A 21,160-nucleotide genomic window follows, 5' to 3' on the forward strand; every position below is an offset into this window, starting at 1 on the left:
CAGGCAAGCCGTTTACCGTCCGTTCACCATGGAGACGGAACGCCAGAGACTCGCCCAGCCCGCCGCTGAACCGGCCACCGCGGCCCGGCCCATCGCCGCACTCCCTCCAGGCACCCGCCTGCTGCACATAGGCCCGCACAAAACCGGCACCACGGCCATTCAGGGCGCCCTCTTCGCCGCCAAGGACCGGCTGCCCGCGTTCGGCGTCGCCTTCCCCGCGCACACCCGGCACCCCATGGAGGCCGCCCTCGCCGCCTGCGCCCGGCCGGCGATGATCGGCGACACCGTGCCCACCGACCGGCACTGGACCCGCCTGCTCGACCAGGTCGCCGCCACCGGCACCCGCACCTCGGTCGTCAGCAGCGAGTTCTTCGCCGACGCCGCCGACGACGCCACCATCGCAACGATCGTCGACCAGCTCGGCGGCGACCGTGTGCACGTCCTGGTCACCCTGCGCCCGCTGACGAAGATCATGCCGTCGCAGTGGCAGCAGTACGTGCAGAACGGGCTGCGCATGGGCTACCCGGACTGGCTGGACCACATGCTGCGCAGGCCGCCGTACGAGAAGCCCAACCCCAGCTTCTGGCACCGGCACCGGCATGACCGGCTGGTGGAGCGGTGGGCTCGGGCGGTGGGGCCGGAGCGATTCACAGTCGTGATCGTGGACGACCGGGACCGGGACGGTCTGATGCGTACGTTCGAGACACTTCTCGGTCTTCCGGATAAGTTGCTGCAGCCTGTTCCGGATACGGCGAATCGTTCTCTTACCCTCGCCGAGACCGAAATGCTCAGGAATCTCAACAGGGAATTCCGCGGCAATGGACTGCCCGACGAGCTGTATTCCAGGCTGGTCCGCAATGGCGCTGTGATGCATATGAAGAACGCGTGCCCTCCGTCTTCGCGGGATGTGAAGATCGGTACTCCGCAGTGGGCGCTGGAGGCGGCCGCCGCGATCGGCGCCGAGATGGCGGAGCGAATCGCGGAGATGGGCGTGCGAGTGATCGGGGATACCGCACTTCTGTCCGCCGTGCCGGAGCCCGCCCCGCCTGGAAATGAGCCGTGGCTCGCGCCCGAAGTGGCCGCGCAGGCGCTCTACGGGGTGCTCGCGGCGGCCGCCGCGGCGCCTGTCCGGCACACGGCACCCGCCAAGTCCCGTACCGTTCACCAGACATCTTCCAAAGAATTGGTCAAGGCTCTCGGTCATCGCTGCCTGAAACGGCTGCGGCGGCGCTGAGTTACTTGCACGGTACTTACGGGGAACTTACGCGTCACACCAAGGCCATAACTCCCTGTGGAGTTACTCACAACATTTCCACGGACGCCCACGGAACCTCTCGACGGGCCACCAGAAGTGCAAGGTGAACGACAGGTTGCGCCCATATATTGGCCGGCGGTCGCTCACCTTGCATCGGGGTAAGCGCAAGTGCGAGCCTTTGCAAGTTCCCAGTCGCCACAAGGTAGGTCATCTGTGTCACAGCACATAGCCAAGCCCCGTACCACCGCAGTGATCCTGGCCGGCGGTACCGGTCAGCGCGTGGGTCTGTCGATCCCGAAGCAGCTGCTGAAGATCGCCGGCAAGGCAGTCATCGAGCACACCCTGACCACCTTCGAGAAGGCCGACTCGATCGACGACGTCATCGTGCTGATGGCGCCGGGTTATGTGCCCGACGTCGAAAAGATCGTCGCCAGGGCCGGGTTCAGGAAGGTCTCCCGGATCATCGAGGGCGGGTCCACGCGGAACGAGACGACCGAGCGCGCCATCGCGGCGCTGACCGAGAGCGCGGCCGAGGGCGAGGACCTCAACGTCCTGTTCCACGACGCCGTACGTCCGCTGCTGTCGCAGCGCGTCATCGACGACTGCGTCGCCGCGCTGGAGCGCTTCCAGGCCGTCGACGTCGCGATCCCGTCCGCGGACACCATCATCGTCACGCGCACGCACGGCGAGGACGGCGAGTTCATCACCGAGATCCCGGACCGCTCCCGGCTGCGCCGCGGCCAGACCCCGCAGGCCTTCAAGCTCTCGACGATCAAGCGGGCCTACGAGGTCGCGGCAGAGGACCCCAACTTCCAGGCCACGGACGACTGCACGGTCGTCCTGCGCTATCTGCCGGACGTGCCGATCCACGTCGTCGCGGGTGACGAGTACAACATGAAGGTCACCCAGCCCGTGGACGTCTTCATCGCCGACAAGCTGTTCCAGCTGGGCTCCACGGCCGCTCCGGAGCAGAACGTCGAGGACGCCTACCGCGAGCTGCTGACCGGCAGGACCGTGGTGGTCTTCGGCGGTTCGTACGGCATCGGCAAGGACATCGCCGAACTCGCCGAGTCCTACGGGGCGAACGTCCACGCCCTCGGCCGCTCCACCACCGGCACGCACGTGGAGAACCCGGAGGAGGTCGACGACGCGCTGTCCAGGGCGTACGCCGAGAGCGGGCGGATCGACTACGTCGTCAACACCGCTGGTGTCCTGCGCATCGGCAGGCTGGCCGAGACCGACAACGCCACCATCGAGGAGGCGTTGAAGGTCAACTACCTCGCGCCGGTGCAGATCGCTCGTTCGGCGTACAAGTATCTGGCCGAGACCAAGGGGCAGTTGCTGCTGTACACCTCCAGCAGCTACACGCGCGGCCGCGCCGAGTACTCCCTCTACTCCTCGACCAAGGCCGCCATGGTGAACCTCACCCAGGCCCTGTCCGACGAGTGGGCCGCCGAAGGCATCCGCGTCAACTGCGTCAACCCCGAGCGCACCGCGACCCCGATGCGCACCAAGGCCTTCGGCCAGGAGCCCACGGACTCGCTGCTCTCCTCCGAGGCCGTGGCGCGCACCTCGCTCGACGTGCTGCTGTCCGAGCTGACCGGCCATGTCATCGACGTCCGCCAGCAGGACCCGACGGCGGGCGCCACCAAGGCCTCCGGTTTTGAACAGGCGCTGGCCGGGGTCTTTGACCGTCAGGACGACGCGGCTTAGTCGACCGCCCCTCCCTACCCCCCACAGAGCAGGTTCTTCGTGATCTCCACCGCTGTACGCGTCGCCCGGGTGGGCACCGTGGCCGAGCTGGCCGCGGCGGCCCTCATGGTGCTGGGCTATCCCTGCCTCATGCTGGCCGCGCTCGTCCCCAGCGTGCCCGCCTTCGCGGCCGCGGCCGCCGTGACGTACCTGGCGGACCACTATCTGCACCGCAGGGGCAGCTATCTGATCAACCGGCTCAGCAAGGTCCGGGCCGGTCTGTCGATCCGCTTCCTGATCCGGCAGCTGCTGCTGGTCCTGCTGCTGGCCCGGCTCTCCCTCTCGGACGACCTGATCTTCTACGGCGCGGTCGGCTGCTTCATCGCCTTCTACGGCCTCCAGGCCCCGCACGGCGCCCTGGTCACCCTGATCCGCAACCGCCGCCGGCTGCCGGTCGCCACCCGCAACGTCGACCTCACGACGCGCATCCGCATCCCGGACGCCCCGCCGCGCCGGCTGCTGCACCGCTCGGCGGAGAAGATCCTGCACCTCGACCTCGCCGCGGTCGTCGGCGTGCTGGTCTCCGCGGCCGCCGACTCGGCCGTGGCCGGCTTGGTCGGAATCGCCGTCACGCTGGTCCTGGGCGGCGGCTACACCCTCGCGCTGGTGCCGTACGTGCGCGGACGGCGGGTGCCGTCGTGTCCGGAGGCCGTGCTGGCCGCGGTGGACGACTGGCTGTGCGCGTACCGGCCGGAGACGGTGCTGTACTTCTCCGGCTCCAAGGACTCGGCGTACCAGGTCAACATGTGGCTGGAGACCATGGAGCAGCTGGACTCCAAGCCGCTGATCATCCTGCGTGAGCGGGTCATCCTGCAGAACCTGGCGCCCACCACGGTCCCCGTGATCTGCGTGCCCGGCGGGGTGCACCTGATGAACATGGACCTGTCCACCGTGCGGGTCACGCTGTACGCGGCGAACGTCGGCAAGAACATCCACATGCTGCGCGTCCCCACCATGAAGCACGTCTTCATCGGCCACGGCGACAGCGACAAGGCGGCCAGCGTCAACCCGTTCAGCAAGGTCTACGACGAGGTGTGGACCGCCGGCCGGGCGGGCCGCCACCGCTACGCCATCGCCGACGTCGGTGTCCGCGACGAGGACATCGTGGAGGTGGGCCGCCCGCAGCTGGCGCCGATCCGGACCTGGCAGGGCGTGCCCGAAGACCCTATGCCCACGGTGCTGTACGCCCCGACCTGGGAGGGCTGGGACGACAACCCGGGCAACACCTCGCTCCTGCTGGCGGGCGAGAACATCGTGCGGCGGCTCGTCACGGCCGACCCGCCGGTACGCGTCCTGTACAAGCCGCACCCCTTCACCGGCACCCGCAGCGCCGAGGCCAAGGCCGCCCACCGGCGGATCACGGCCCTGGTCGAGCAGGCCGCCGCCGAGCGGGCCGCCGACCCCCGCTGCACCGTCGACGCCGCCGCGCGGACCGCCGCCCAGGCCGAGCGGGCCCGGATCGAGGCCCGGCTCGCCGAGTTGTCCCGCACCACCGGCGGGGAGAAGGACGACGAGGCCGAGGCGACCCGCGACGGCCTGATCGACCTCGCGCGGCACAAGGAGATCGCCCGGCTGCGCGCCGAGTGGAACGAGGCCTACTGGGGTGCCGTCCCGGCCTGGGAGCACCGCGTCATCACAGGTGCCGAGCCGCGCCTGTACGACTGCTTCAACGTCTCCGACGCGATGGTCTCCGACATCTCCAGCGTGGTCTCCGACTTCATCGCGAGCGGCAAGCCGTACGCGGTGACGGACTCGGCCGGGCTGGGCGCCGAGGAGTTCAGACGGCAGAACACCGCCGTGCGCGCCGCCGTGATCCTGACCAACAGCGCCGCCGAACTGGGCGAACTGCTGGCGGCGGTACGCGATCCGGCCGCCGATCCGCTGGCGGAGAACCGCAAGGAGCTGAAGCGGTATCTGCTGGGCCCGGACGAGCCGAAGTCGATCGACCAGTTCAACTCGGCGGTGGCGGAGCTGGCGCTGAAGGCCGAGACCCGCAACCTCGGCCAGGAGTCGCGCATCGCGGCCAGTGCCGTGGAGGAGGTCGAACCGGAGGACGCAGGCCGGCCGGCGGCCTGAGACGCCCCCGCGTTTGAGCCGCCGGACGCCGGAAGCGGAGTGTGAGCACGCCGTCACCCACTGCCTGTCCGGACGCTGGACCGACGAGCGGACGCCGAGCCACTTCGCGTAGATTGCGGTTTCGGGAGCCATACCTACGCGAGGGGACAGACACCAAGGTGACAGGGGCAAGGCAGGCCGTGCGCGAGGCCCGCAGGATCGTCGTCAAGGTGGGTTCCTCGTCGCTGACCACCGCAACCGGCGGACTGGACGCGGACCGGGTCGACGCGCTCGTCGACGTCCTCGCCAAGATCCGCAGCGGTGGGGAGAGGGAGATCGTGCTGGTCTCCTCGGGTGCCATCGCCGCCGGACTCGCCCCGCTGGGCCTGCGTCGCCGCCCCACCGACCTCGCCCGCCAGCAGGCCGCCGCCAGCGTCGGCCAGGGGCTGCTCGTCGCCCGCTACACCGCCTCCTTCGCCCGCTACGGCGTCCGCGTCGGCCAAGTGCTGCTCACCTCGGACGACATGAGCCGCCGCGCCCACCACCGCAACGCCTCCCGCACCCTGGACAAGCTCCTGGCCATGGGCGCCCTCCCGGTCGTCAACGAGAACGACACCGTCGCCACCGACGAGATCCGCTTCGGCGACAACGACCGGCTCGCCGCGCTCGTCGCCCATCTCGTCCACGCCGACCTGCTGGTCCTCCTCTCCGACGTGGACGGCGTGTACGACGGCGACCCCAGCAAGCCCGGCACCTCGCGGATAGCGGAGGTGCGGGTGCCGTCGGACCTGTCCGGTGTGGAGATCGGCAGCGCGGGCAAGGCCGGCGTCGGCACCGGCGGCATGGTCACCAAGGTCGAGGCCGCCCGGATCGCCGCCGCCGCGGGCATCCCGGTCGTCCTCACCAGTGCCATCCACGCCGCCGACGCGCTGACCGGCCAGGACACCGGCACGTACTTCCACCCCACCGGCAAGCGCTCCGCCCACCGGCTGCTGTGGCTCCAGCACGCCTCCACGCCGCAGGGTGCGCTGACGCTGGACGACGGTGCCGTGCGCGCGGTCGTGGAGCGCCGCAAGTCGCTGCTGCCGGCCGGAATCGCCGCCGTCGAGGGCGAGTTCAGCGCGGGCGACCCGGTCGAACTGCGTGACGGCAGGGGGCACGCCGTGGCGCGCGGGCTGGTCAACTTCGACGCCAAGGAGATCCCGCAGCTGATCGGCCGCTCCACGCGGGAGTTGGCGCGCGACCTCGGCCCCGCGTACGAGCGCGAGGTCGTCCACCGGGACGATCTGGTGGTCCTGCACCACTGACGACGCCCGGCAGGCGGCGCTGACGAGGCCTGGCGGGGCGGCGCTGACGAGGCCTTGGCGAGCGGCACTGACGAGGCCCTGGCGAGCGGCACTGACGAGGCCCTGGCGAGCGGCCGAAAACGGGGGGAACGCCCCGCAAAAGCCCCCGCCCTGAGGTGGACGTTCCGCAAAACCGCCCCGCGAGCCCCCGGGGGCCTGCTCAACTTTGTCCAGAGGCACGCACTGGCACTGCATGAAGGAGGCCGCCGTGAGACGAGTGCGCCCTGGGGCAGCGTCCCGCGCGGCAGGCACCGAGCGCGCCCTCACCAGCGTCGCCGCCGGTGAGCAGTACAAGAGCGAGCAGCCCGAGGACATCCCCCGCCTGTGGCACGTCACCCTCAGCGTCTCCGGCGAAGCGGCCCCGCTGAAGGAGGTGCGGCGCGCCCTTGAGCAGCTCGCCCACGACCACCCCTTCCTGCTGACCAGCAGATACGCCGACGACCACGCGGAGATCCGGTACTGGGAGGAGGCTCGCGACCTGCACGACGCGGCCGCCGTCGCGCTGCGGCTGTGGGGCGAGCACCGGCAGAGCGCCGGGCTCCCGCCCTGGGAGATCGTCGGCCTGGAGGTCATCGACCGGGCCACCTACCACCAACGCATCTCCGAGGGCTACGGGCCCCCACCGGCGTCTCCTGTCGGAGTGCACCCCTTCTGAGGGCATCTCGGGGTGTGGAACACCAGATGAACGCACCCCTGACGCGCACTACCCTTCCCTCATGACCACGCTCTCTCCGTACGACTCCATGTCCCCGGTCACCCAGGCCGCCTACCGTGCCAAGGCCGCCGCCGCCGACCTCGCGCCGCTGCCCCGGGCCGTGAAGGACGACGCGCTGCTCGCCATCGCGGACGCGCTGGAGGTCCGTACGAGCGAGATCGTCGAGGCCAACGCCAAGGACGTGGCCAAGGCCCGCGAGGCCGGCACCAGCGAGGCCATCGTCGACCGGCTGACCCTCACCCCGGAGCGCGTCCGGGCCATCGCCTCCGACGTGCGGGACGTCGTCGCGCTGCCCGACCCGGTCGGCGAGGTCGTGCGCGGCTCGACCCTCCCCAACGGCATCGACCTGCGCCAGGTCCGCGTCCCGCTGGGCGTCGTCGGGATCATCTACGAGGCCCGCCCGAACGTCACCGTCGACGCCGCCGCGCTCTGCCTGAAGTCCGGCAACGCCGTCCTGCTGCGCGGCTCGGCCTCCGCCTACGAGTCGAACACCGCCCTCGTCAGGGTCATCCGGGACGCCGTCGGCGGCGCCGGGCTGCCCGCCGACGCCGTGCAGCTGGTGCCCGGCGAGAGCCGCGAGAGCGTGCGCGAGCTGATGCGCGCCCGCGGCCTGGTCGACGTACTGATTCCGCGCGGTGGGGCCTCGCTGATCCAGACGGTCGTCCAGGAGTCCACGGTCCCCGTGATCGAGACCGGCACCGGCAACTGCCACGTCTACGTCGACGCCCACGCCGACCTCGACACGGCGATCGAGATCCTGCTCAACTCCAAGGCGCAGCGGGTCAGCGTCTGCAACGCCGCCGAGACGCTGCTGGTCCACCAGGACATCGCCGCCCGGTTCCTGCCGCGCGCCCTGGACGCCCTCGCGGAGGCCGGGGTGACCGTGCACGCCGACGAGCGGGTGATGGCGTACGCCAAGGATTCCAAGGCGACCGTCGTCGAGGCCACGGCGGAGGACTGGGAGACCGAGTACCTGTCGTACGACATCGCCGCCGCCGTCGTGGACTCGCTGGACAAGGCCGTCGAGCACATCCGGCTGTGGACCTCCGGCCACACCGAGGCCATCGTCACGACCTCCCAGCAGGCCGCCCGCCGCTTCACCCAGCTGGTGGACTCCACGACGGTCGCGGTGAACGCCTCGACCCGTTTCACGGACGGCGGCCAGTTCGGCTTCGGCGCCGAGATCGGCATCTCCACGCAGAAGCTGCACGCCCGCGGCCCGATGGGTCTGCCCGAGCTGACCAGCACGAAGTACATCGTCACCGGGGACGGTCACGTACGGCGCTGAGGCGCACGACCCCGGCGCGCGGCGGCCGGGAGGTGTCTCGGCAGACGGATGAATTTGCATACCGTCTGCCCAAATTGACCCCCCAGGTCTACTCTGGATCCGTGCCGGAGGACGTGGGGGGCACGCCGTTCCCTGACGGCTGGGAGCCCGACGACGACCACGACCGCGGGGTGTCGGACGAAGAGTTCGCCTCCGTGGTCTTCGACGAGGCCTTCGTACGGGCGGCCGTGGTGCACGAGCCGACCGCCGTCGAACGCCTCCTGGCCGCCGCGCAGGCCAGAGCCGAGGCCTCCGAGGCGGAGGCCCGCCGGGCGCACGGCAGGGGCGAGCGGTACGACGACGGGTACGGCCCGGACGGCCATGGCGGTTTCGGCCACGACCCGGACTTCGACGACCTGGACCCCGACATCCTCGACGACCATGACGGCTCGGCGGGACCGTACGGGAAACAGGTCCGCTGGCATCGCCCGGTCGCCTGGCTGCTCGCCCTGGTGATGGGCATCGGCATGGTCGCGCTGGCCTTCGCCGCGGTCTACCGGGGCGCCTCGTCCAACCGCCAGGACCAGGTCCCGCCGCCCGCCTCGACCGGCCTGGAGCAGGGCACCTCAACGGCGCCCTCCGCGTCCGCCGACTACTCCCAGCCGGCCGTCTCGGCGGTCCCGCGCACCCCCTGAACGGCCGGTTCCGCACGCCCCGGCGGAGGCTCGCGAACCTGGTGAGTACCTGTCAGAAGTTGTCGCGTAGCGGGGCGTTTACCGGAGCTTGTGGCGACCTACTCTGAAGATATGGGCGGGCCTGGGGACCCACCTGAGGGGACACCGGACGGCGCCCCCAACGGTGCGGACGACGAATACCGATCTGTCGTGTTCGACGAATCGTTCGTCCGCGCTGCCCGCCTCCAGGAGTTCTCCGCGCAGGAGCGCATGGCCGACCACGCGCCCGCCGTCCGCCGCCGTCCGCCCATGCGCCGGGGCCTGTCCCGGCAGGCCCTGGTCCTGGTCCTGCTGATCGCCGTCGCCTTCGGCACCGCGATCTACATGGGCGTGCGGCACCCGTACCAGACCCCGCAGGCCGGCCGGTACGTCCAACCGCTGCGGATGACCGTCATCCCGCTCGCCCCGCAGGGCAAGGTGCCCGGCGCCCCCGATTCCGAACAGCTGTACGCCAATAGTCCGGCCGCCCAGTTCCGCGTCGGCGCCGAGGGCATAGCGCTGCCGGCCGCGCGGCGCACCGCGAACTTCTCGGACGCCCAGGTCATCACCGCCCTGACCACCGCCAAGGACTACCTCGTCCGCTCCTCGCTCTACCCCGAGGTGCTCACCGGCGGGCAGGTCAGGCCGGTGCGCGTGCTGCTCGACCCCGAGCAACTCGACCAGTTCGACCGGAGCTTCGAGCAGCCGACCGCCGACGGCCGGCACGCCCCCACCGGCTGGCTGGTGCGCTTCGACCCCAGCCGGGCCGAACTGGCCGACCGCAAGATCCGGGTGCAGGGCTCACTGGAGGCCGGCGAGGTCGACTCCTCCACCCTCGAGGTCACCTCGGACCACACGTTCGTGTACGCGCTGCGACCGGCCGGCGCCGACGAGAAGGCCGAGGTGTCCCTGTTCACCGTCCGGCGTGAGCTGCACTTCCGCTTCGACCGCGACGACCTGCGGCTGCACCAGGCCGAGCTGGTCGGCTCGTCCCTCCAGGCCGGACCACTGTCCTGCGCCGAGGACGCCACCAACCACCTGCGCCCGCTGCTCGCCGGCCAGACCCCCAAGGCGGGCGGCCCGGCCGGGACGGACCCGTACGCACCCCAGGGCACGGCGGCACTGTGCGGGACGCTGGCGGACAGCGCGCAGCCGAGGCTGCCGAAGGCGTGAGCGGGGCAGGCCCGTACGGTCGGCCCCGCCCCGGTCAGTCCTCGTCGCGCGGCGGCTGGTCCTTGGGCGCCGAGTCCGCCGAACCGTTCGTACCGGTCGTATCGGTGGAACCCCCAGCACCGCCCGCGAAACCGCTGAAGCCCCGCCGCACCCGGCTGCCCAGGTCCCCCGCGCCGCCCGCTATGTCCGTCACCAGCTTCATCAGCGGGTCCTTGCTGCCGCGCACATGCCCCGCGTAGCTCGCCGCGGACTCGCGGAAGGAGTCGGTGACCGAGGTGTCCTTGTCCTCGCCGCGCCGCGGGTAGTGGCCGTCCATGATCCGCTGGTAGTCGCGGGACGCCGCCCACTTCTTCAGCTCGGCCGCGCGGATCGTGGCGAACGGGTGCGAGCGGGGGAGGACGTTGAGGATCTTCAGCACGGAGTCGCGCAGGTCGCCGCCCGCCTCGTACTCGTCGGCCTGCTCCAGGAACGCGTCCACGTTCATCTCGTGCAGATGGTTGCCGCCCGCGATCTTCATCAGGCCGCGCATCGAGGCCTGGAGGTCCTGCCCGACCAGCAGGCCCGCCCGGTCGGCGGACAGCTCCGACTTGCGGAACCACTCACGCAGCGCCGTCACGATCGCCATGATCGCCACATTGCCGAGCGGGATCCAGGCGACCCTCAGGGCGAGGTTGGTCAGGAACAGCAGGATCGTGCGGTACACGGAGTGGCCGGACAGGGCGTGGCCGACCTCGTGGCCGATGACCGCCCGCATCTCCTCCTCGTCGAGCAGCTCGACGAGCCCCGTGGTCACGACGATGATCGGCTCGTCCAGGCCGACGCACATCGCGTTGGGCTGCGGGTCCTGGTTGACGTACATCGGCGGGACCTTCTCCAGGTCCAGGATGTAACAGGCGTCTCGCAGCATGTCGTTGAGGTGGGCGAACTGCCGGTCCGAGACGCGTACCGAGTCGGACAGGAACAGCAGCCTCAGGCTCCGCTCGGGCAGCAGGCCGCTGAGGGCCTTGAAGACCGTGTCGAAGCCGCTCAGCTTGCGCAGCGCGACCAGGGCGGAGCGGTCGGCCGGGTGCTCGTACGCACGCGAGGAGATCCCCGGGAAGCGCCTGCGCTGCCTGCTGGGCACGCTCTCGTGCCCGCCCTGCTGGTGGCCGTCGTCGGACATGTGGTCCCCCATGTGCGTCGGTGTGCCCTGGTGTGCCTTTGCGCTTTCTTGTACGTCCCCGAAGCAAGGCCAAGCCTAGGCGGAGATACCGTGGACGGGCAGTACGACGAAGGAGTCCCGCACCATGGAGCACATCGCCGCGATCCAGTGGCTCAGCGCCGCTCAGGAGCAAGGCGCGGGGAATCTCCTTAGGGTCGTGCTGATCGTGATGGTGGTGGGTTGTGTGCTGACCGCCTGGTTCCTGCTTCGGGGTTACAGGCGGAAGGACGACTGAGGGCCCGGGAAGGTTGCTCGACGGTGGAGTCGGCGTGAGCGCGGCCGAGGCGCCCGCTTACGATGAGCCGACGTCTTTATCCCGCCCACACGCGATAGGTCCTGCCGAAGATGAGCTTCCACAGCGCCGCTGCCCAGTTGGTCACCCTCGCCGCCGAGGGCGAGGAACACGGCGGCAACCACGAGAGCCTCAACCCCCTGGTCACCGGCGGTGGCGCGTTCATCGCCCTGATGCTGCTGCTGTGGATCACCACCCGCTTCAACCGCGACCGCTAGGGCCTGGTCCACAGGCCGGGCCGGTAGGGTCTGCACGCATGGGAGAGCAGGACATGCCTACCGGCCCGTCGACGTCGGCCAAGCGCCGCCTCGGCGTCATGGGCGGGACGTTCGACCCGATCCACCACGGGCACCTCGTGGCGGCCAGTGAGGTCGCGGCACAGTTCCACCTCGACGAGGTGGTGTTCGTACCGACGGGACAGCCGTGGCAGAAGACCCACCGCACGGTCTCCCCGGCCGAGGACCGCTATCTGATGACGGTCATCGCGACCGCCGAGAACCCGCAGTTCTCGGTCAGCCGCATCGACATCGACCGCGGCGGCCCCACCTACACCGTGGACACCCTGCGTGACCTGCGCGCCCTCAACCCCGACACGGACCTGTTCTTCATCACCGGCGCCGACGCCCTCGCCCAGATCCTGACCTGGCGGGACAGCGAGGAGCTGTTCTCCCTCGCACACTTCATCGGGGTCACCCGGCCCGGCCACCACCTGACGGACGCCGGGCTTCCGGAGGGCGGTGTCTCGTTGGTCGAGGTTCCCGCCCTCGCCATCTCCTCCACGGACTGCCGTGCGAGAGTCGCCAAGGGCGATCCCGTCTGGTATCTGGTGCCGGACGGAGTCGTGCGCTACATCGCAAAGCGACAGCTGTACCGCGGCGAGTGAGCCGAGAGGGGCACCGGTGAACGACCGATACGACGCGGGGGCCGCAGGTTACGGCGCCGACCAGTACGAACTCGTCGGCTACGACGAGTACGGCCGGCCTGTGTACCGGCAGGTACCGGCCCAGCAGCCGTACGACCCCTACGCGCAGCAGCAGGGCTACGGGTACGACCCGTACGCCACCGGCCAGCAGCAGCCGGTCCCCCCGTACGACCCCTACGGGACCGGTCAGCAGCAGCCCGTGACCTCGTACGACGGGTACGACCCCTACGGCCGCACCGCCACCAGCGGGCAGCAGCCCCGGGTCGCCGAGCAGACCGCGTACATCCCGCAGCAGCCGCGCCCGGTCGAGCCGGAACAGCGCCAGGAGCCCGTACGGGACGCCCCCGACGCCGGACACGGCCGCGAGGACCGGGACTACCGGACGGAACAGTTCGCCTTCGTCGAGGAGCCCGACCAGGACTCCGAGGACGTCATCGACTGGCTGGCGTTCACCGAGAACCGCACCGAGCGCCGCGAGGAGGCCAAGCGCCGCGCCCGCAGCCGCCTCGTCGCCCTGGTCGTCGTGCTGGCGCTGGTCGCGGCCGGCGGCGTCGGTTACCTCTGGTACGCCGGGAAGCTGCCCGGCCTGTCCCCGTCCGAGGACACAAAGGGCGGTACGACGTCGGCGGCCGCGCAGAAGCGGGACGTGATCGTCGTACACCTGCACGACACCAAGAAGGGCGGCACCGCCACGGCGCTGCTCGTCGACAACACCACCACCAAGCAGGGCACCACCGTCCTGCTGCCCAACTCCCTCGCGCTGTCCGGCGACGACGGGACGACGACGCTGGCCAAGTCGGTCGAGGACGACGGCTCCTCCGGCACCCGCGAGGCCCTGGACACCGTCCTCGGCACGTCGATCCAGGGCACCTGGCGCCTGGACACCCCCTACCTGCAGAACCTCGTCGACCTCGTCGGCAACATCGAGATCGACACCAACGCCGACGTGCCCGACCCGGACGCCAAGAAGAAGGGCGAGGCACCGCTGGTCAACAAGGGCGAGGGCCAGACCCTCAGCGGCAAGACGGCGGTCGCCTACGCCACGTACCGCGCCTCGGGCGAGGCCCAGAACGCCCAGCTGGAGCGGTTCGGGCAGGTCATGCAGGGCGTGCTGCGCAAGATGTCGTCGGACGCGCAGGCCGCGACGACCACCGTGCAGACGCTGGCGCAGATCCTCGACCCGTCGCTCACCGACAAGGACCTCGGCACCTTCCTCGCCAAGCTGTCCGACCTCGCCAAGAGCGGCGACTACAAGACCGCCATGCTGCCCGTCCAGGACGACGGCACCCTCAGCGCCGAGGCGAGCGACAGCGTGGTCAAGGACGTGCTTGGCGGCACCGCCAAGAGCCCCGACCAGGACGCGGCCGTCCGGGTCGCGGTGCAGAACGCCAGCGGTGTGAAGGACAACACGGAGAAGGCGCGCGTGGTGCTCCTCAACGGCGGCTTCACCTTCCTGGAGGGCGGTACGGCGAGCAGTGCCCAGTCCGCCTCCAAGGTCACCTACGCGGACGCCGCCGACAAGGAGAACGCCACCGAGGTCGCCAAGACCCTGGGGCTGCCCTCCAGTGCGGTCACCAAGGGTGAGGTCTCCTCCAACGCCAACGTCTCGGTCGTCCTCGGCCAGGACTACGAGCCGGCCTCCGCCGGGTAATGCGTGGGGCGCCGTCGGCGGTCCGTGAGACCCTTGAAGGCAAGTGACCGCCGACGAAAGCCATGTAGTGACCGCAACCGACCGTTCTCTTGAGCTCATCAACACCGCCGCCCAGGCGGCCGCCGACAAACTCGCCCACGACGTTATCGCCTACGACGTGAGCGATGTGCTGTCGATCACGGATGCCTTCCTGCTGGCGTCCGCGCCCAACGACCGCCAGGTCAAGTCCATCGTCGACGAGATCGAGGAACGGCTCCAGAAGGAGCTCGGCGCCAAGCCGGTGCGCCGCGAGGGCGATCGTGAGGCCCGCTGGATCCTGCTCGACTACGTCGACATCGTCGTGCACGTGCAGCACAGCGAGGAGCGCGTCTTCTACGCCCTGGAGCGGCTGTGGAAGGACTGCCCCGAGCTGGAGCTGCCCGCCGACGCCAAGGCCACCCGCGGCAAGGCCGCGGAGCACGCCAAGCTCCAGGCTGCCGAGGAGGCGGCCGAGCTGGGCGGTGAGTGGCGATGAGCGCCACCGGCGAGGTGCCCGCCGGCAAGCCCGGCCGCCGCGTCATCCTGTGGCGGCACGGCCAGACGGCCTGGAACGTGGAGCGCCGCTTCCAGGGCACCACGGACGTCGAGCTCACCGATACCGGCGTCGCCCAGGCCCGACGCGCGGCCCGCCTGCTCGCCTCCCTCAAGCCCGCCGCGATCATCTCCTCCGACCTGAAGCGGGCCGCGAACACGGCCGCCGAGCTGGCCGCGCTCACCGGCCTGGGCGTCAACCGCGACGAGGCCCTGCGGGAGACGTACGCGGGCGTCTGGCAGGGTCTGACGCACGACGAGATCATCGCCCGGTACGGCGAGGAGTACGCCGCGTGGAAGCGCGGGGAGCCGGTGCGCCGCGGTGGCGGCGAGCTGGAGTCCGAGGTGGCCGACCGGGCCGCCCCGGTCGTCCTGCGGCACGCCGACAAGCTGCCCGACGACGGCACCCTGGTCGTCGTCAGCCACGGCGGCACCATCCGCACCACCATTGGTCGCCTCCTCGGCCTGGAGGCCCGCCATTGGGAGAGCCTCGGCGGCCTCTCCAACTGCTGCTGGTCCGTCCTCGGCGAGGGCGCCCGCGGCTGGCGGCTGCTGGAGCACAACGCCGGCACCCTTCCGGAGCCGGTGCTCGGCGACGACGACTGAGCCCCGCCCCGGGGGCCGTACCCCGGATTTCACTTTCCGGCAGGTCGCAGGCTAAAGTTCTTCTTGTTCGCCCCGCCGAGCGGGGCGAAACACCATGCGGCTCCGCCGCGTGGCACCAGGGGCTATAGCTCAGTTGGTAGAGCGCCTGCATGGCATGCAGGAGGTCAGGAGTTCAATTCTCCTTAGCTCCACGGACGAATCCCGTCCCCTCAGGGGGCGGGATTTTTCGTCGTCACGCGTTTGAGCAGTCGTCGCCCGGAAGGCGTATACCTCTGTGGAGACGCCCAGGCTGCCGTGTCCGGACTGGTACCAAGGCGTCGCTGACCGTATTGGTCCGGTCGTGGCAGAATCAAACGGCCGGAAGGGGGCGCGGCCCGACGGGAGGGAGTAGCGATGCCTGCGAGCATCCTCAGGGAGGTCGGCCACCTCCTTGGCGAAGCGGCGTTGATACGGGACACGACCACCCGGCTCAGCTGCCCTTCCTGCGGCTCCGCGCATGTCGCCCAGGTGCTCGGCGACAACGGCGGGATCTCCTACGTGTGCACGGCCTGCGGCCACAGCTGGAGCTGATCGATGGGTGCACACAGGCGGAAATGCGACTGGTGCGGCAGCGGCACGCCGATCGTCCGCGACATGGAACCGGTGAACCCCGACTACCAGTACTGGTGCGAGGAATGCGCACGGGCGCTGATCATAAAGGGCGACCCGATCGAGACGTACCGGGAGCTGGAGGGTGAGCCGATCTACGGCCGGCTCCTCGAAGAGCACTGCACGCTCAAGCGGTTCTACTCGTTCGTGACCGCCTGACCCTTCCGCGTTCTGGCCGTGGCGAGCGCCAGGACGAGGCAGCCGGTGGCGGCGTAGAGGCCCGACAGTGTGAACTCGATCGGGTTCTGTCGCAGTTCGGGCCTGCCGGGGGTGTGTGGCACCCACCACAGGGCGTACGAGCAGAACACCAGGAGCGTGCCGACGGCGGCCGCGCGACGGGCGCGCGCGGCGAGGAGCAGGACGAGCGGTACGCACCACACCCAGTGGTGCGACCACGACACCGGGCTGACGAGCAGCGCCGTCACCGCGCAGCAGACCACCGCCCAGGCCCGCTCCCCACGCAACTCCGCCCGCACCGCCACCGCCAGCCCCGCCGCGGCCACGAGGGCCGCCACAGCGACCCAGAGGGCCCCCGGGTCGGGGGAGTGCAGCAGGCGGGCCAGAACGCCGCGCAGCGCCTGGTTGGCGGTCTGCTCGGCGTGCCCGGCGCGCTCCGTCCGGAACACCATGTCCGTCCAGAACCGCCAGGAGTCGTACGGCAGGACGGCCGCCGCGAGGAGCGTCGCCGAGACGAAGCTGCCGGCCGCCACGCGCGCGTGCCGCAGCCAAGGGCCGCTCCGGTGCCGTCGGCGCGCCACGAGGCCGGTGGCGAGCAGGAGGACGGCGAACAGCGCGGGGGTCAGTTTCACGGCCGCGGCGAGGCCGATGCCGACGCCCGTCCAGCGGTCGCCCGGACGCCGGGAGAGGTCCCACAGGACGAGCACGGCGAGCAGCAGGTTGATCTGGCCGTAGCGCAGGGTCGTCCACACCGGCTCGCACCACACGACCACCGCCGAGGCCCACCAGGCGGTCTCCACGCGCGTGTGCCCGATGATCCGCAGGGAGAGCCGCACGAGCACCACCAGGAGGGCGAGGTTCCCGGCGGTGGCCAGGGTGCGCAGGGAGCCCGTGTCGGGAAGCGTGAGCGGGGTGAACAGCAGGGCGGCGAAGGGCGGGTAGGTGGCGGGCAGTTGGGTGGCGGTGGCGCGCAGGGCGTACAGGTCGCCGCCCGCGCGTACGGTGGCGCCCTCGGCCCGGTACACCATCAGGTCGATCATCGACACGTGCGCGGCTCGCTGGGCGATCCAGAACGCCGCGAAGGAGAGCAGGCACGCGCCCAGGGCGACGGGCGTCCGGCGGTGGACTGCGGTGGACGTGATCACGGTCACGAGGGCCGACCATAGCGGCCGTATCGGGGCAGAAGGGAAACGATTTGGTGGAGTACCCCGTCCACCGTGTAATGTTGGCGTCGCCGCCGGGGGAACACGGCGGAACACAACAAGGGGCTATAGCTCAGTTGGTAGAGCGCCTGCATGGCATGCAGGAGGTCAGGAGTTCAATTCTCCTTAGCTCCACAAGTGCGAGGGCGACCTGCATCCGTGGAAAGAGCGGACCGGGTCGCCCTTTTCGTGTTCTGCGCGGCTGCGCCGCGCGTGGCGGGGGCTTCGCCACCCGCACCCCCTTCTGCGCGAGTTGACGGGGCCGCCCCCTAGGGGATGGCCCCGTTTCTCGTGTCAGCGGCCGAGAGCGCGGCGGCCGCGGCCCTGGGAGAGGACCGGGAGGTTGTTGCGGGCCGGTGCCCGCTCCGCCTGCTCCTCGATGCGCAGGGCCAGGGCCGGGCAGCGGCGGACCGCCCGCATCGCCTTGTCCTCCGCGCGGCGCGGCACCTGGGCCTGGGCGACGGTCGGGAAACCGTCGGCGCCGAGCTCGAAGACCTCCGGGAGGATGTCGGCGCACAGGCCGTGGCCCCGGCACAGCGTCCAGTCCACGAAGATCTTCTGGCGGCTGGGGCCGTTCTCCTCGGTCGTGCCGCCGGGGAGGCCTGTCGGGGCCCTGCCGCCCTCGAAGAGGGGCAGCACGCCGTGCACGGGCCGTCCGCAGCCGTTGCCGAGGACATGGGCCGCCAGGTCGTCCGTGAAGGCCTTGACGGTCGACTCCAGGAACATCGCGGAGCCGTCGGGATGCGAGCAGGCGCCGCGCCGCTTGACGTTCTTGGCGACCTGCTTGAGGGCCTCCAGGGCGGCCGGGCCGCCGCCGTTGAGGATGTCCTCCATGCCGCGCGCGGCGGCGGGCAGGCCGAGGTAGCAGGGGCCGCACTGGCCCGCGCTCTCCTCCGCCAGCCACTGGGCGACCCGCAGCGACTCGCCCAGCGGGCAGGTCTCCTGGCTGATCGGCAGGATCGCGCCGGCACCCAGCGAACCGCCCACCGCGTCCAGCGAGTTGCGGGAGACGATCGCCTCGTTCACCGTCGCCGCGTCGATCCACTTGCCGTGGTAGCCGCCGGTCAGCACGCCCTGCGGGACCGGCGGCGCGCCGGCGAGCTGGAGGACGTAACGCAGGGGCACGCCGGTGGGCACCTCGATGACCATGGGGCGGGCGACGGCGCCGGAGACCGTCAGCATGACGGTGCCGGGCTCGTCGTACAGACCGGTGTTGCCGTAGCGCTCCGGGCCGATGCGGGCGGCGATGGCCAGCTGGGCGAACGTCTCGGCGTTGGACAGCAGGGTGGGGGCGCCGCCGACGCCGCTCTGCGAGGCGCTGATCTTGCGGCCGGGCGGGATCGCCGGGCCGCCGTCGATCGAGCGGATCAGGGAGGCTGCGGCGCCGGTGACCATGCGGACCGGATTCCGCTGCACGCGCGCGCGGAGAGCCGATCGGCGTCCGTTGCTGAGGCCGCGTTCGGCGAGCGCGGCCTCCATGGAGCGCTGCGTCGACTCACGGGTGACCCCCACCACGAGCGTGCGGGCACCGAGCGCCTCGGCACACAGCAGGGCGCCGTCGAGGATCAGGTGCGGAGCGCGGTTGATCAGCACCGTGTCCTTGCGGCAGGCCGGTTCGTCCTCGCTGCCGTTGACGACGACGACCGGCCGGACGCCGCGCTTGATCGCCGATTCGGCGACCGAGCGCAGCTTCTTGTGGAAGGGGAAGCCCGCGCCGCCGCGGCCCTTGAGGTTGATGCGTTCGGCGAGCTGCGCGAGCTGCTCGCCGCCCATGGGTTCGAGCGGCCCATGCACTTTCAGGTGCATGGGCAGATCGAGTCTTTCGACAAGGTCGAAGCCTGACGTGAGCTGAGGAAGGCCGACCACGCGGACTTCTGGGACGTCGGGCAGGGCCTCGTTCACTTAAAGCCTCCGGAAGGCGTGTTCCAAGGTTCGCCCGAACCCGGTGCGTCGAAGTCGTAGGACGCACCGGGCAGTGTTTCAGTGGCGGGACCGCTGTTGTTGTACGTGTCATCCGGGTAGTACGTGCCGAAGGCGGCGTTCATCTCACCGGTGTCGTACACATCACTTGATCCATAGCCGGACGCGCCCGAATTGCCATAGGCCGGGATGTTGTATCCCGTGTCCTGGAGGGGGTCGTAGGCCGACGGGGGTGCCTCGCCGACCGGGGGCGGGGACGGGATCGGCCAGGAGCCGGAGGTGCTGCCGCCGGTGTCCACGCGCGGGAAGGCCTCCGTGGGCTGCGCGTCGAACGGCAACTCCACGGGCGCGGTCTGGCCGCCCGGGGAGGGCTGCTGCCAGGGGCGTGAAGGTGCCGAGACGGCGCGGTAGGCGGCCGAGAACCCGCTCGCGGGCTCCGGTGCGGCAACGCGCTCGGCGGTCTCGTACAGCGGTCCCGCGGGCGCCGCCGTGCGCGACTGGGAGCCCTGCTGGTTCTCGTAACCCGGCAGCGCGGACTCGCCCGCCACCCGGGCCCGGCTCGCCTCGAGCTGTTCGCGGCCCAGTGCCCTCGGCGATCGCAGCAGCGCGGTGATCCCGTCGGCGACCCGGCGCTTGACGGGGCGTGGCGCCGCGCGCAGCGCGAGGGCCGCCGCGACCCCGAGCACCGACAGTCCGTAGAGGAACACGAAGATCGGCTTGGCCGTGCGACCCGCGTAGAGCCCGTGAACCAGGGCCGCGCACCAGGCCGGGTAGGCCAGCATGTGCATGGCCCGCCAGCGTGCCGCGACGGGTGCCGGGGAGGCGAAGCGGTTGCGCAGGGCGCCGGTGACGCCGACGAAGATCATGAGGAGGCCGGCCAGGGTGCCGAGGCCGATGAGGAAGCCCCGGCCCATGAGCTCGTCGTTGTTGGTGAGCAGGAGCCCGAAAGGGATCACCGTGGCGATCCAGGTGGTGTGCTCCAGCGCCAGCTTGACCCCGATGTGCACCAGGAGGAAGACGACGGAGGCGACGGCGGTGCTCCGGTGCACCGCCTGCGCCAGGATCCGCCGACGGGCGTCGAGGAGGATCCGGTCCTGTGCGACGAGTCCCCAGATCACCGAGCAGCTGAGGCAGACGAGTGACAGGACGCCCACGCCGAAGTCGAGGAACACCACGAACGAGGTGTCCGCGGTGCTGTCGTTGGTCGTGTCCGCGACGCCGTCCGCGGTCAGCACGGCGCACCTCCCCACGGCGCGACGCGTTGCGGGAGCGGTGGGGTACTGCGGGGAGACTTCATGGGGCAACTCCGAGCGGTTCGGTAAAGCGGTCCCGGGCCGAACTCTAAGTGGCGCCATACCGATGAGTACGAGGTTTGAGTTATTGCGCTGTTATCAAAGGACAATCTGCTTGTTGTGATGCCCCTTAGTGGCCGTTACGCGAAGTAACCTTTGAACATCATTCAGGTTTTGGCCTGCCGGCACGGCGTGCCGGACGGCCCCGAAGTCCGTCGCGGCTCGGTCGGCGGCTGCGGTACCCTGACGCCATGCGTGCCGTACGCCTTCTGCTTAGCGGGCCGCGCTGATCAGTCCCGGCCACCGGGTGAGTCGAGTGGCCGGAGTCGGCGCGGCGTCCCCTCCTGTGCGAGGGGATTTTTCGTTTCCGAGGAATCGCAGCCGCTGGCAGAGACGATCGATG

20 protein-coding genes and 2 tRNA genes are annotated in these 21,160 nt (G+C 70.6%); 18 read left to right on the forward strand and 4 right to left on the reverse strand.

The window, feature by feature from the left end:
* Positions 1–28: 28 nt before the first annotated feature.
* The 8 genes from I2W78_RS26495 (at position 29) to I2W78_RS26530 (ending at position 10,276) form a co-directional block, all read left to right on the forward strand.
* On the forward strand, positions 29–1,234 hold the full coding sequence (locus I2W78_RS26495; protein ID WP_230885594.1) for a hypothetical protein: 1,206 nt from the start codon (positions 29–31) through the stop codon (positions 1,232–1,234).
* A 234-nt stretch (positions 1,235–1,468) separates the two neighbouring features.
* Positions 1,469–2,968, forward strand: coding sequence for a bifunctional cytidylyltransferase/SDR family oxidoreductase (locus I2W78_RS26500; protein WP_196462770.1), 1,500 nt, complete (start codon positions 1,469–1,471; stop codon positions 2,966–2,968).
* Between the two features lie 39 nt (positions 2,969–3,007).
* Positions 3,008–5,083 carry a hypothetical protein gene (locus I2W78_RS26505; protein WP_374222702.1) on the forward strand — a complete coding sequence of 692 codons (2,076 nt, stop codon included), beginning with the start codon at positions 3,008–3,010 and terminating at the stop codon, positions 5,081–5,083.
* A 179-nt stretch (positions 5,084–5,262) separates the two neighbouring features.
* Complete coding sequence (gene proB / locus I2W78_RS26510) at positions 5,263–6,369, forward strand: glutamate 5-kinase (protein ID WP_196464727.1); 1,107 nt, start codon at positions 5,263–5,265, stop codon at positions 6,367–6,369.
* Between the two features lie 232 nt (positions 6,370–6,601).
* The gene (locus tag I2W78_RS26515; protein WP_196462771.1) at positions 6,602–7,063 is read left to right on the forward strand and encodes a hypothetical protein; all 462 of its coding nucleotides are present in this window, start codon (positions 6,602–6,604) and stop codon (positions 7,061–7,063) included.
* A gap of 61 nt (positions 7,064–7,124) precedes the next feature.
* The gene (locus I2W78_RS26520) at positions 7,125–8,411 is read left to right on the forward strand and encodes a glutamate-5-semialdehyde dehydrogenase (protein ID WP_196462772.1); all 1,287 of its coding nucleotides are present in this window, start codon (positions 7,125–7,127) and stop codon (positions 8,409–8,411) included.
* 101 nt (positions 8,412–8,512) lie between these two features.
* Positions 8,513–9,085 carry an SCO2584 family spore wall biosynthesis protein gene (locus I2W78_RS26525; protein ID WP_445330151.1) on the forward strand — a complete coding sequence of 191 codons (573 nt, stop codon included), beginning with the start codon at positions 8,513–8,515 and terminating at the stop codon, positions 9,083–9,085.
* A gap of 111 nt (positions 9,086–9,196) precedes the next feature.
* Complete coding sequence (locus I2W78_RS26530) at positions 9,197–10,276, forward strand: SCO2583 family membrane protein (RefSeq protein WP_196462774.1); 1,080 nt, start codon at positions 9,197–9,199, stop codon at positions 10,274–10,276.
* 34 nt (positions 10,277–10,310) lie between these two features.
* Here I2W78_RS26530 and I2W78_RS26535 read toward each other — a convergent pair whose 3' ends face one another.
* Positions 10,311–11,438 carry a M48 family metallopeptidase gene (locus tag I2W78_RS26535; RefSeq protein WP_196462775.1) on the reverse strand — a complete coding sequence of 376 codons (1,128 nt, stop codon included), beginning with the start codon at positions 11,436–11,438 and terminating at the stop codon, positions 10,311–10,313.
* 124 nt (positions 11,439–11,562) lie between these two features.
* On the opposite strand from I2W78_RS26535, the gene I2W78_RS26540 reads away from it, so the two are divergent.
* The 9 genes from I2W78_RS26540 to I2W78_RS26580 all read left to right on the forward strand — a co-directional run bounded on the left by I2W78_RS26540 (position 11,563) and on the right by I2W78_RS26580 (position 16,325).
* Positions 11,563–11,712 (forward strand): hypothetical protein, encoded by a 150-nt coding sequence (locus tag I2W78_RS26540; RefSeq protein WP_196462776.1) that lies wholly within the window; start codon positions 11,563–11,565, stop codon positions 11,710–11,712.
* A gap of 110 nt (positions 11,713–11,822) precedes the next feature.
* A complete protein-coding gene (locus tag I2W78_RS26545) occupies positions 11,823–11,987 on the forward strand; it encodes a hypothetical protein (protein ID WP_196462777.1) in 165 nt (54 codons plus the stop codon).
* Positions 11,988–12,025: 38 nt separating this feature from the next.
* Positions 12,026–12,652: a nicotinate-nucleotide adenylyltransferase gene (gene nadD, locus I2W78_RS26550; RefSeq protein WP_196462778.1), complete on the forward strand. Its 627-nt coding sequence runs from the start codon at positions 12,026–12,028 to the stop codon at positions 12,650–12,652.
* Positions 12,653–12,668: 16 nt separating this feature from the next.
* Positions 12,669–14,342: a LytR C-terminal domain-containing protein gene (locus I2W78_RS26555; RefSeq protein ID WP_196462779.1), complete on the forward strand. Its 1,674-nt coding sequence runs from the start codon at positions 12,669–12,671 to the stop codon at positions 14,340–14,342.
* A 67-nt stretch (positions 14,343–14,409) separates the two neighbouring features.
* Complete coding sequence (gene rsfS, locus I2W78_RS26560; RefSeq protein WP_196462780.1) at positions 14,410–14,856, forward strand: ribosome silencing factor; 447 nt, start codon at positions 14,410–14,412, stop codon at positions 14,854–14,856.
* Complete coding sequence (locus tag I2W78_RS26565) at positions 14,853–15,518, forward strand: histidine phosphatase family protein (RefSeq protein WP_196462781.1); 666 nt, start codon at positions 14,853–14,855, stop codon at positions 15,516–15,518. The genes rsfS and I2W78_RS26565 overlap by 4 nt, the downstream gene beginning before the upstream one ends.
* A gap of 118 nt (positions 15,519–15,636) precedes the next feature.
* Positions 15,637–15,709 (forward strand) — tRNA-Ala (locus I2W78_RS26570).
* 202 nt (positions 15,710–15,911) lie between these two features.
* On the forward strand, positions 15,912–16,088 hold the full coding sequence (locus I2W78_RS26575; RefSeq protein WP_141310671.1) for a hypothetical protein: 177 nt from the start codon (positions 15,912–15,914) through the stop codon (positions 16,086–16,088).
* Between the two features lie 3 nt (positions 16,089–16,091).
* The gene (locus I2W78_RS26580) at positions 16,092–16,325 is read left to right on the forward strand and encodes a hypothetical protein (protein ID WP_003976229.1); all 234 of its coding nucleotides are present in this window, start codon (positions 16,092–16,094) and stop codon (positions 16,323–16,325) included.
* Here the strand turns inward: I2W78_RS26580 and I2W78_RS26585 are convergent.
* Positions 16,304–17,494 (reverse strand): glycosyltransferase 87 family protein, encoded by a 1,191-nt coding sequence (locus I2W78_RS26585; protein WP_307783794.1) that lies wholly within the window; start codon positions 17,492–17,494, stop codon positions 16,304–16,306. The genes I2W78_RS26580 and I2W78_RS26585 overlap by 22 nt on opposite strands.
* 113 nt (positions 17,495–17,607) lie before the next feature.
* Here I2W78_RS26585 and I2W78_RS26590 point away from each other — a divergent pair.
* A tRNA-Ala gene (locus I2W78_RS26590) sits at positions 17,608–17,680 on the forward strand.
* Between the two features lie 159 nt (positions 17,681–17,839).
* On the opposite strand, the gene I2W78_RS26595 is transcribed toward I2W78_RS26590, so the two are convergent.
* Both I2W78_RS26595 and I2W78_RS26600 read right to left on the reverse strand, forming a co-directional pair.
* A complete protein-coding gene (locus I2W78_RS26595; protein ID WP_196462782.1) occupies positions 17,840–19,447 on the reverse strand; it encodes an NADH-quinone oxidoreductase subunit NuoF family protein in 1,608 nt (535 codons plus the stop codon).
* Positions 19,444–20,700, reverse strand: a complete 1,257-nt coding sequence (locus I2W78_RS26600; RefSeq protein ID WP_307783795.1) for a cytochrome b/b6 domain-containing protein — start codon at positions 20,698–20,700, stop codon at positions 19,444–19,446. Before I2W78_RS26600 ends, I2W78_RS26595 begins: the two co-directional genes overlap by 4 nt.
* Positions 20,701–21,160: the final 460 nt, after the last annotated feature.

The sequence above is a fragment of the Streptomyces spinoverrucosus genome, assembly GCF_015712165.1.
GTDB lineage: Bacteria > Actinomycetota > Actinomycetes > Streptomycetales > Streptomycetaceae > Streptomyces > Streptomyces spinoverrucosus_A.

What these genes read in the sequence shown, in the direction of transcription:
- I2W78_RS26495 (WP_230885594.1), top strand. Translation starts at nt 29, where the DNA reads ATGGAGACGGAACGCCAGAGACTCGCCCAGCCCGCCGCTGAACCGGCC.
- I2W78_RS26515 (WP_196462771.1), top strand. Translation starts at nt 6,602, where the DNA reads ATGAAGGAGGCCGCCGTGAGACGAGTGCGCCCTGGGGCAGCGTCCCGC.
- I2W78_RS26520 (WP_196462772.1), top strand. Translation starts at nt 7,125, where the DNA reads ATGACCACGCTCTCTCCGTACGACTCCATGTCCCCGGTCACCCAGGCC.
- I2W78_RS26530 (WP_196462774.1), top strand. Translation starts at nt 9,197, where the DNA reads ATGGGCGGGCCTGGGGACCCACCTGAGGGGACACCGGACGGCGCCCCC.
- I2W78_RS26535 (WP_196462775.1), bottom strand. Translation starts at nt 11,438, where the DNA reads ATGTCCGACGACGGCCACCAGCAGGGCGGGCACGAGAGCGTGCCCAGC.
- I2W78_RS26540 (WP_196462776.1), top strand. Translation starts at nt 11,563, where the DNA reads ATGGAGCACATCGCCGCGATCCAGTGGCTCAGCGCCGCTCAGGAGCAA.
- I2W78_RS26545 (WP_196462777.1), top strand. Translation starts at nt 11,823, where the DNA reads ATGAGCTTCCACAGCGCCGCTGCCCAGTTGGTCACCCTCGCCGCCGAG.
- nadD (WP_196462778.1), top strand. Translation starts at nt 12,026, where the DNA reads ATGGGAGAGCAGGACATGCCTACCGGCCCGTCGACGTCGGCCAAGCGC.
- I2W78_RS26565 (WP_196462781.1), top strand. Translation starts at nt 14,853, where the DNA reads ATGAGCGCCACCGGCGAGGTGCCCGCCGGCAAGCCCGGCCGCCGCGTC.
- I2W78_RS26575 (WP_141310671.1), top strand. Translation starts at nt 15,912, where the DNA reads ATGCCTGCGAGCATCCTCAGGGAGGTCGGCCACCTCCTTGGCGAAGCG.
- I2W78_RS26580 (WP_003976229.1), top strand. Translation starts at nt 16,092, where the DNA reads ATGGGTGCACACAGGCGGAAATGCGACTGGTGCGGCAGCGGCACGCCG.